At 61.6% G+C, this 9,911-nt stretch carries 10 protein-coding genes; 2 read left to right on the top strand and 8 right to left on the bottom strand.

Features of this window, described 5'->3' with window-relative positions; translation table 11 throughout:
* Nucleotides 1–48: 48 nt before the first annotated feature.
* Nucleotides 49–1,299, top strand: coding sequence for a divergent polysaccharide deacetylase family protein (locus tag PZ897_RS13420; protein ID WP_275752870.1), 1,251 nt, complete (start codon nt 49–51; stop codon nt 1,297–1,299).
* A gap of 12 nt (nt 1,300–1,311) precedes the next feature.
* The gene (locus PZ897_RS13425) at nt 1,312–1,848 is read left to right on the top strand and encodes an RNA pyrophosphohydrolase (RefSeq protein WP_275752872.1); all 537 of its coding nucleotides are present in this window, start codon (nt 1,312–1,314) and stop codon (nt 1,846–1,848) included.
* A 191-nt stretch (nt 1,849–2,039) separates the two neighbouring features.
* On the opposite strand, the gene PZ897_RS13430 is transcribed toward PZ897_RS13425, so the two are convergent.
* The 8 genes from PZ897_RS13430 to PZ897_RS13465 all read right to left on the bottom strand — a co-directional run.
* Nucleotides 2,040–2,438, bottom strand: coding sequence for a F0F1 ATP synthase subunit epsilon (locus PZ897_RS13430; RefSeq protein WP_275752874.1), 399 nt, complete (start codon nt 2,436–2,438; stop codon nt 2,040–2,042).
* Nucleotides 2,439–2,516: 78 nt separating this feature from the next.
* Nucleotides 2,517–4,058, bottom strand: a complete 1,542-nt coding sequence (atpD, locus tag PZ897_RS13435) for a F0F1 ATP synthase subunit beta (RefSeq protein ID WP_275752876.1) — start codon at nt 4,056–4,058, stop codon at nt 2,517–2,519.
* Nucleotides 4,059–4,082: 24 nt separating this feature from the next.
* Nucleotides 4,083–4,961, bottom strand: coding sequence for a F0F1 ATP synthase subunit gamma (locus PZ897_RS13440; protein ID WP_275752877.1), 879 nt, complete (start codon nt 4,959–4,961; stop codon nt 4,083–4,085).
* A gap of 27 nt (nt 4,962–4,988) precedes the next feature.
* On the bottom strand, nt 4,989–6,518 hold the full coding sequence (atpA, locus tag PZ897_RS13445; protein WP_275752879.1) for a F0F1 ATP synthase subunit alpha: 1,530 nt from the start codon (nt 6,516–6,518) through the stop codon (nt 4,989–4,991).
* Nucleotides 6,518–7,078: a F0F1 ATP synthase subunit delta gene (locus PZ897_RS13450; RefSeq protein WP_343217460.1), complete on the bottom strand. Its 561-nt coding sequence runs from the start codon at nt 7,076–7,078 to the stop codon at nt 6,518–6,520. The genes atpA and PZ897_RS13450 overlap by 1 nt, the downstream gene beginning before the upstream one ends.
* 251 nt (nt 7,079–7,329) lie before the next feature.
* The gene (locus PZ897_RS13455) at nt 7,330–7,716 is read right to left on the bottom strand and encodes a DUF4345 family protein (RefSeq protein WP_275752890.1); all 387 of its coding nucleotides are present in this window, start codon (nt 7,714–7,716) and stop codon (nt 7,330–7,332) included.
* 152 nt (nt 7,717–7,868) lie between these two features.
* Complete coding sequence (locus PZ897_RS13460; protein ID WP_275752880.1) at nt 7,869–8,816, bottom strand: DMT family transporter; 948 nt, start codon at nt 8,814–8,816, stop codon at nt 7,869–7,871.
* 164 nt (nt 8,817–8,980) lie between these two features.
* Nucleotides 8,981–9,911: helix-turn-helix transcriptional regulator (locus PZ897_RS13465; RefSeq protein ID WP_343217461.1), on the bottom strand; the 931-nt coding region annotated here is incomplete at its 5' end.

Below are 9,911 nucleotides of genomic sequence, written 5' to 3' on the forward strand. Positions count from 1 at the left end.
AGCCTGGCGGCGCACTGATTCAATAGAGCCGGATTCGGACGGAAGATCGTGGGCGACAAGATCCATCAACCGCTGGGACAAGACCGGAAGCCGGGACGCAAACCGGCGGGTGGGTCGAAGCGTGACTGGTCGGCACCGCTGCTTGTCGCCGCAACCCTGTGTCTGGTGATCGGCGGCGCGGCATGGGTGGCGGTGTCCGGCGCCGGTATCGTGACCATTGAGACGGCGGTCAGGTTTGACCTGCCGCAAGCCACAACACCGGACGAAATCGCCGCGGCTGATCCGGTCTTGCCGGATGCGTCCTCCGGCCCGGTCGCCGGCACACCGGCTGCGCCGGCACCGGACGCGGCGCTCAACAGCCTGCACGGCCGGTCCGGCGCCGAAATCGCCACCACCCTGGGTGACGACGGTGAGGAAATCAACAAGATCACGCCGGTCACGCGCCCCGATGGCCGTCCGGTCCTGCTCACCCCACCGGGCCGCGTCGGTCAGACTCCGCGTCTGGCGCATTTGCCCGATCCCGCGATTATCCAGGAGACGCCACTGGGGCCGCTGCCTGTGCGCGGCGCAGATGACGAACGTGCCTTTGACATCTACGCGCGGCCCTGGTCGGGCGCGCGCGGTGCCCGCGTCGTCATCATCGTTGGCGGGTTGGGACTGAGCCAGACCGGAACCCAGCATGCCATTGCCACGCTCCCCGAAGAGATTACCCTTGCCTTTGCGGCCAACGGCAACAGCCTGCAGCGCTGGATGCAGGAGGCTCGCCGCGCCGGGCATGAAATTCTGCTGCAGATCCCGTTTGAACCCTTCGGCTATCCGGCCAACGATCCCGGCACCGGAACATTGACCGTCGCCGCCGGGGCCCAGAGCAATCTGGACGATCTGCATACGGCAATGGCGCGGATTACAAACTACACCGGCATCACCAATTTCATGGGCGGCCGTTTTCTGGCAGACAGCCAGGCGCTGGAACCGATCATGCGCGACCTCGCCGGACGCGGTCTCATGTTTGTGGATGACGGCACTTCGGCACAATCGCTGACTGACCACTTTGCCAAGACTCTCGGCATTCCCTTTGCTGCTTCCGACATGGTGCTCGACGCGGTCCAGGAGCGCGGCTCCATTCTGGCCAAACTCGATGATCTCGAACGCATCGCCAGGCGAAATGGCGTTGCCATTGGAGTTGCGTCGGCCTTCGAGGTCAGCGTAGATGCAATTCGCACCTGGTCGGAAGAGGCCAGGGCACGGGGGATCGAGATCGTATCCGCGTCAGCGGTTGCGGATGATCCGGAAAAATAGACAGGAACGAAAATGGCAAGCCGCGACAAACGCATCGTAGACGCCGCCAGCCTTCCCTACCGGTTATGCGTCGGCGTCATGGTGCTCAATGCCGATGGTCTTGTCTGGGCCGGGCGCCGGATTGCCGAAGGCAACACCGAATATGATGGCTCGCCACAGCTCTGGCAGATGCCGCAGGGAGGCATCGACGCCGACGAGGATCCGTATCAGGCCGCCTTGCGCGAACTCCATGAGGAGACCGGCATTCGCTCCGTCGAGCTGCTTGCCGAAGCGCCCGACTGGATCGATTACGATCTGCCCGCGGCCCTGATCGGCATCGGGCTGAAGGGCAAGTATCGCGGTCAGCGGCAGCGCTGGTTCGCACTTCGCTTCACCGGCGATGAGTCTGAAATCCGCATCAATCCGCCGCCGGGCGGTCACAAGCCCGAGTTCGATGCATGGGATTGGAAGCAGATGCAGGATCTGCCCGGACTGATCGTCCCTTTCAAGCGCAAGGCCTACGATCAGGTTGTGTCAGCCTTCGCCCATCTTGTCGGTAGCCGTTCATGATGCGGATCGGTCTGCGCGGCCAATAACCGGCTGCTGACCGATGGCGGCGGCGGACCCGTTCGCCGGCAAGCTGTCCGCGTCCAAACGCATCGCCGCAGCCTGCCTCTTGAGGGTCGAACCGGATTTGCTCGATGACCCACAAAAAAGGCGGCCCGCAGGCCGCCTGATGAGAACGCAAGAAACCGGGCGGACTAAATCGCCGCTTCCAGCGTGGTCAATTGATCCAGATATTCCTGCGCCTTCTGCTTGCCGGCGTCCGTGGTCGCATCGGCAAAATCTTCCCGTGCATTCTGCAGCCGCTGGGCCAGGCTTGCCCGGTCGATATCGGCGACCGCAACGGCGGATTCGGCCAGCAGCGTGCAGCCTTCGGGCACGATGTCGGCAAAGCCGCCAAACACCACAAAACGATCACTCTTGCCATCGGCCATCACCACGGTGACCACACCCGGCTTGATTGTCGTCATCGTCGGTGCGTGATGCGCCATCACCGTCATTTCACCGTCGGCGCCCGGAAGCACGACTTCGGTCACGGTTGCTGACAAAAGCAACCGCTCGGGAGATACGAGTTCAAAATCGAAGCTATCAGCCATAACGTTCACTTTATCGCAGTGCAGTTCGAGTGCGCCGCGCAAGCCGGCCGGAGCCGGGTTGCGCGGGCAAGTTCATGATTAGGCGACTTCGGCCGCAAGGCGCTGAGCCTTCTCGACAGCTTCCTCAATCGTGCCGACCATGTAGAAAGCCGGCTCGGGGAGGTGATCGTAATCGCCGTTGACCAGGCCCTTGAAGCCCTTGATCGTGTCAGCCAGATCAACCAGCTTGCCAGGCGCGCCGGTAAACACTTCAGCCACGAAGAACGGCTGCGACAGGAAGCGCTCGACCTTACGGGCGCGGGCCACGGTGACCTTGTCTTCTTCCGACAGCTCGTCCATGCCCAGAATGGCGATGATGTCCTGAAGCGACTTGTAGCGCTGCAGGATTTCCTGGACCGCACGGGCAACTTCGTAATGCTCCTCGCCAATGATCATGGGATCAAGCATGCGCGAGTTCGAATCAAGCGGGTCCACAGCAGGATAAATACCCTTTTCCGCGATCGAGCGGTTCAACACCGTGGTTGCATCCAGGTGGGCAAAGGTTGAAGCAGGCGCCGGGTCGGTCAAGTCATCGGCCGGCACGTAAACCGCCTGCACGGACGTGATCGAGCCCTTGTTGGTGGTCGTGATCCGCTCCTGCATCTGGCCCATATCGGTAGCCAGCGTCGGCTGATAGCCCACAGCGGAAGGAATACGGCCCAGAAGCGCCGACATTTCCGAACCCGCCTGGGTAAAGCGGAAAATGTTGTCCACGAAGAACAGCACGTCCTGGCCATCGTCACGGAACTGTTCCGCAATTGTCAGACCGGTCAAGGCGACACGGGCACGGGCACCTGGAGGCTCGTTCATCTGACCGAAGACGAGCGCACATTTGGAGCCGTCACCGCCGCCTTCCTTGTTCACGCCGGACTCGATCATCTCATGATAGAGATCGTTGCCTTCGCGTGTGCGTTCGCCAACACCGGCAAACACCGAATAGCCGCCATGCGCCTTGGCGATGTTGTTGATCAGTTCCTGAATGAGAACCGTCTTGCCGACGCCGGCGCCGCCGAACAGGCCGATCTTGCCGCCACGGGCGTAAGGTGCGAGCAAATCGACCACCTTGATGCCGGTGACCAGAATTTCGGCTTCGGTGGACTGTTCACTGAACGCCGGGGCGTCCTGGTGAATACCGCGGCGCGACTTTGTCTTCACAGGTCCGGCCTCGTCGACCGGCTCGCCGATCACGTTGAGGATGCGGCCGAGCGTTTCGACACCAACCGGAACCGAAATCGGCTCACCCGTGTCCTGTACTTCCTGACCGCGAACCAGACCTTCGGTCGAGTCCATGGCGATGGTGCGAACAGCGTTTTCACCGAGATGCTGGGCGACTTCGAGCACCAGGCGGTTGCCCACATTGGTGGTTTCAAGCGCGTTCAGGATCGCAGGAAGCATGCCTTCATCGAACGTTACGTCAACAACGGCGCCGATCACCTGGGTGATGCGGCCGGTCGCACCGGCTTTCGCCGCTGCGGCTGATGCCGTGCTCGCCTTTGTTGCGCGCGCTGCTGCAGGCTTCTTCGCTGCTGCGGGTTTTTTCGCCGCTGCAGGCTTGGTTGCCGGGGTAGCTGCCTTAGCCATGTATCTTACCCTCTTCCGTGTACCTTAGAGCGCTTCCGCGCCCGAAATGATTTCAATGAGTTCCTTGGTGATCTGAGCCTGCCGCTGGCGGTTGTAGCTCATCGACAGCTTGTCGATCATCTCACCAGCATTGCGGGTCGCGTTGTCCATGGCGGACATTTTCGCACCCATTTCACCTGCAACATTTTCGAGCAGCGCCCGGAAGATCTGCACCTTGATCGAACGCGGAAGCAAATCCGCGAGGATTTCCTCGGCATCTGGCTCGTAGTCGTAGATCGCCGATGCGCTTGCATCGGTTTTCGCCGCTCCAGCCGCAGCCGGGATCAACTGCTGCGCCGTCGGAACCTGGCTGATGACCGATTTGAACTCCGAATAGAACAGAGTGCAAACATCAAAGCCGCCTTCCTCGAACAGCCCGATGACCTTGTCCGCGATCGTTTCCGCCTGGCCAAAGCTCATCTGCTTGACCTCGCGGAAATCCACCCGGTCGATGATCAGGGCTGCATATTCGCGACGCAGGATGTCATAGCCCTTCTTACCGACGCACAAGATCTTGACGGTCTTGCCTTCGGCCAGAAGCGAGCGCACCCGATCGCGGGCAAAGCGGGCGATCTGGCTGTTGAAACCGCCGCACATGCCGCGTTCTGCGGTGCAGACGACCAGCAGATGCGTGTCGTCCTTGCCGGTACCTGCCATCAGCCGCGGCGTATCATCGCCGCTGCCGACAGCCTCGGCGATGTTGCTCATCACCGAAGCCATGCGTTGTGAATAAGGCCGTGCGGCCTCGGCCGCCTCCTGCGCACGCCGAAGCTTTGCCGCGGCGACCATCTGCATCGCCTTGGTGATCTTCTGCGTCGCCTTGACGGAGGCGATCCGGTTTTTCAGATCCTTAAGTGAAGGCATCCGTTGTCCGTCCTCGGTCTCTTGCCCTTAAGCAAATGTTTTTGCGTAAGTGTCGATAGCGGCCTTCAGCTTCGACTTGGTATCGTCGCTGACAGCCTTTTCCTTGCGGATGGTATCAAGCACATCCTTGCCTTCGCTGCGCATATAGCCCAGCAGGCCCTGTTCGAACCTGCCGACCTGATTGACGGCAACCTTGTCGAGGTAACCGTTCACGCCGGCGAAGATCACCGCCACCTGTTCTTCGGTCTTGAGCGGCGAGAACTGCGGCTGCTTGAGCAGCTCGGTCAGACGCGCACCGCGGTTGAGCAGCCGCTGGGTCGCAGCATCCAGATCGGAACCGAACTGCGCGAACGCCGCCATTTCGCGGTACTGCGCAAGCTCGCCCTTGATCGAACCGGCAACCTGCTTCATCGCCTTGACCTGGGCCGCCGATCCCACACGTGACACCGACAGACCGACGTTCACCGCCGGGCGGATACCCTGGAAGAACAGATCGGTTTCCAGGAAGATCTGACCGTCGGTGATCGAAATCACGTTGGTCGGAATATAGGCCGAGACGTCGTTGGCCTGGGTTTCGATCACCGGCAACGCTGTCAGCGAGCCACCGCCATTGGCTTCGTTGAGCTTGGCGGAGCGCTCGAGCAGGCGCGAGTGCAGATAGAAAACGTCACCCGGATAGGCTTCACGGCCTGGCGGGCGGCGCAGCAGCAGCGAAATCTGGCGGTAGGCCACGGCCTGCTTGGACAGATCGTCATAGGCGATCAGCGCGTGCATGCCGTTGTCGCGGAAATATTCACCCATCGCACAGCCGGCGAATGGCGCCAGGAACTGCATCGGCGCCGCGTCAGACGCGGTGGCGGCGATGATGATCGAGTATTGCAGTGCGCCACGGTCTTCGAGAACCTTGACGAACTGCGCCACCGTCGAGCGCTTCTGGCCAACCGCGACATAGACGCAGTAGAGCTTTTCGCTATCGGGGCCATTTTCGTGAATCGATCTCTGGTTGAGGATCGTGTCCAGAATGATCGCGGTTTTGCCGGTCTGACGGTCACCGATGATCAGCTCGCGCTGGCCGCGGCCGATCGGGATCAGCGCATCAATCGACTTCAGGCCGGTGGCCATCGGCTCATGCACCGACTTGCGCGGCATGATGCCCGGCGCCTTGACGTCCACACGGGCGCGGGTCTTGGCCTTGATCGGACCCTTGCCGTCGATCGGGTTGCCGAGCGCGTCGACAACGCGGCCCAGCAGTTCCGGACCCACCGGCACGTCGACGATGGCACCGGTCCGCTTGACGATGTCGCCTTCCTTGATGTCCCGGTCGGAACCGAAGATCACCACGCCGACATTGTCGGCTTCAAGGTTGAGCGCCATGCCGCGAATTCCGCCGGGGAACTCGACCATTTCGCCGGCCTGAACATTGTCGAGACCGTATACGCGGGCAATACCGTCACCGACGGACAAGACCTGACCGACCTCGGAGACTTCGGCTTCCTTGCCGAAATTCTTGATCTGGTCTTTGAGAATTGCGGAAATTTCCGCGGCGCGGATGTCCATCAGCCAACCTCTTTCAGTGTATGCTTAAGGGTGGAAAGTTTAGTGCGAAGCGATGTGTCAACCTGGCGTGAGCCAACCTTGACGATCAGACCGCCCAGCAGCGACGCATCGACTGTGACGTCCAGCGTCACGGTTTTCCCGGTCACGCTGGAAAGCGTGGCCTTGAGTTCTTTTTCCTGAGCCGCGGACAACGCATGTGCGGTTGTCACATCGGCCGTCATTTCGTCACGCTCGCGGGCCACGGTCTCATGGTAGGAGCGGATGATCATGGGGACAGCGAAAAGCCGGCGATTGTTGGCAACGACCTTGAGGAAGTTTCCGACCAGACCTTTTATGCCCGCCTTGTCGATCAGCGCCACGATTGAACGCGACTGATCCTCGGCGGAAAAAACCGGGCTGTTGACGAGACGCTGCAGATCAGCGCTGCCGTCGATCATGGTCTGAAAACGGTCGAGATCCTTCGCCACGGCGTCAATAGACTTGGCGTCAGCCGCCAGCTCGTAAAGCGAGGAAGCATACCGTTCGGCGACACCGGAAATATGATGTGAGTTGTCTGCCACGGGCGGGATTGTCTCTCATTGCCATTCAAGCACCTGCACAGGACCGAAAGCCGGAATGGCAAGCATTTGAATCTGTTACGGTAAATTTCAGGCGACCCAAGTTCGAAAACCAGTTTTTCCCGAAATGCGCGGTCCGTCTAGCATAGAGCGTCAGGACTCGCAACACGCCGGGTGCAGCATAACGCACCTGCTTTAGGATGAAAGAACGCAAGTACGCAGCACTGCGATGAGCTCTGACAGGCTGAAACCGCTCATATCCAGCCCAGGCCGTAGAGCAGAGGCGCTGCGGCAAGCAGGATCTCGATCACGACCGACACCAGATTGAACAGCGTCACGCCGCGATCCGACATCATCGAGATGATTCGTCCGAAAGCGGTAAACAACCAGCCGGCGCCCAGCGCCAGGTAAATCAGCGGCTGGGCGAACAGAAGCGCACAGATGCCGACGCCGAGATAGAACCCGGCCATGGTGCCGCGCGCCTCCGACAGCGCTTCAGGATGATCCGGTGCCGTCTGAAGCCTCAAAATCCGCAAGCAAAGCCGTGGAGCAAACAGCAGCAGCAGACCGAACAGGATCGTCATCACCGCCGAAGACCATGCCAGCCACTCCCCCTGCGTCGTCGGCCAATAAAACTCCATCATCCGCATCTCCGTTTCATGTAGGCGGCCTCAAACGCTCAGGCGGCGCTCAAGTGACGCATCGGCCCAGGCCCCGCCAGGTCTCCCCATCGTTTATCATGCGGCACGCCTGCCGCCAAAACACCACGGACACTTCGCCACCTTGATGGGTATCATCCCGGGCAGCGCCGGGCGGCGAGCTTGCGCTCGGCGCGGGCGATCTGCCGCTCCCGGTTCATGATGTAGAACCCGCTCAGGCAGATGATCGAGGCGCCGACCAGGGTCCAGCCATCCGGAACGTCGCCGAAAACCAGCAAGCCAAGCAGCGTCATCCACAAGATCTGGCTGTAGACGAACGGCGCCACCTTCGATGCGCTGGCCAGCCGGCTGGCCTTGACCAGCAGCCCATGCCCGCCCATGCCGAACAGGCCGAGACTGGCCAGCAGCGCAAGCTCGATCATCGATCCCGGCATCTGGCCATAGATCAACGCCGGCGGCGCCATCAGCACGGCAGCGAAGATGCAGGAGTAAAACACCAGGCTGATCTGACTTTCCTGCATCGCCAGCTTGCGGGTGACGATGGAGTAGACCGACTGGGTGAGGGCCGCCAGAATCGCCCAGATCACCGCCGCCGAGAACACCTCGGTCCCTGGGCGCACCACAATCAGCACGCCGGCGAATCCCACCATGATCGCCGCCCAGCGCCGCGGCCCGGCCCACTCCCCCAGAAGCGGCCCGGCCAACGCGGTGACGAGCATCGGCACGCTGAGGAAGATGCTGACGGTTTGCGCCAGTTGCAGCTCGCGCAGCGCGAGAAAATTGAACAGCGTGGTTGCCGGCAGCAGCAAGCCGCGCAGGACCTGCAGCCCAACATTGTGCATCCGGTACAGCTCGGTGCGGCGCCAGCCCTGAAACACCACAAAGGCAATCAGCGCGTGGCTGAAAAACCGGCACCAGGCCACGAAAATCGCCGCATAGCCGACACCGACGAGATATTTGGCGACGGTATCGAGAAAGGCGAAACACAAAAACGTGCTCAGCGCCATCAGCATCGCAGCCGGCGGCATGGCTTCACGGTCGACATCGTGCCGCGCCGGGCGGGGATTGGGGATCGGATCCAACAGGCTGCTTTCTCTCGGGGTTATGGACGCGGCAGGAGATGCCGGCCGGGTTCATGAATGGTCGTTGCGGCACCCCGGCGACATGCAGGAGCCGCCGCATTGGACCTCCCCACCCCGGTACCCGTCAGACCTCGATGTTACAACGGCAAAGCCGGTGAGGAAGGTCAGGATTTTGCAGTCCGGGCAAACACCTCCCGGATGATCTTGCCGGCATTGCGCGCCTCGACTTCGGATTCGCGCACCAGCGTGTCGAAATGTTCGGTCAGCGCGCTGATCTGGCGGCTGTCGCGATAGACCAGATAGAATTGCCCGACATAGACCGCGGCCAGCAGACGGCCGAAGATCGACACCGGCGCCGAAAACACCTTCCTGGCATCGTAGAAATACAGCCTGAGCGAGGGATAGAGCCGGCTGCAGCGGTCCGCCATGAACTCGATCTGTTCGGCGCGGGCATCGCGGCCGAGGCCGTCCCAGTATCCTTCGCCGTATGCCAGCGACCGCAACTTGTCGATCGAGACGCAGATCTCGTAATCCGATCCCGGTGCGTGCAGCCAGTCAAATGTCTCGCGCATGGCGCCGCGGGCCTGTTCCGGGGTCTTGTCGAGAAACGCCGCATATTCCCACTCCAGCACCGCTTCGGTCTTCAGGATGTCGGGCAGGGTTGCCGGCACATGGCGGATCTTGTGACCGCGGGCTTCCTGATGCCAGGCGATGATCTGCTCATCCGCCGGCGTCCGGTGGGCGGTTGCGATGCGGAAACTCGCCGACAGCACCTCGGCTGCCGATTCCGGCCGGTCCGACAGGCCCAGCAGCCAGTCGGCGCTGACGCCGAGCGCACTCGCGCATTCGGCTGCCAGATGGGCGTTGGGCAGCCGCGTGTCGTCGCCCGCCAGCAATTGCGCAATCGTCGAGCGGTCGACGCCTGCGGCCCGCGCCAGCGCGCTGCGGCTCATGCCGCTCAGGGCCAGCCGGGCGGCCAGCCGGGTGCGAAACAGCTCTGCGCGTTCATCCTTCTTGACCTGAGACCCGAGGTCCCTCCAATTTCCGGGAGAGTCTTGGGTTTCCAATTTGACCTTATGCTGCCTGTTTTTCCAG

The organism is Hoeflea sp. YIM 152468 (assembly GCF_029210485.1).
Taxonomy (GTDB): domain Bacteria; phylum Pseudomonadota; class Alphaproteobacteria; order Rhizobiales; family Rhizobiaceae; genus Hoeflea.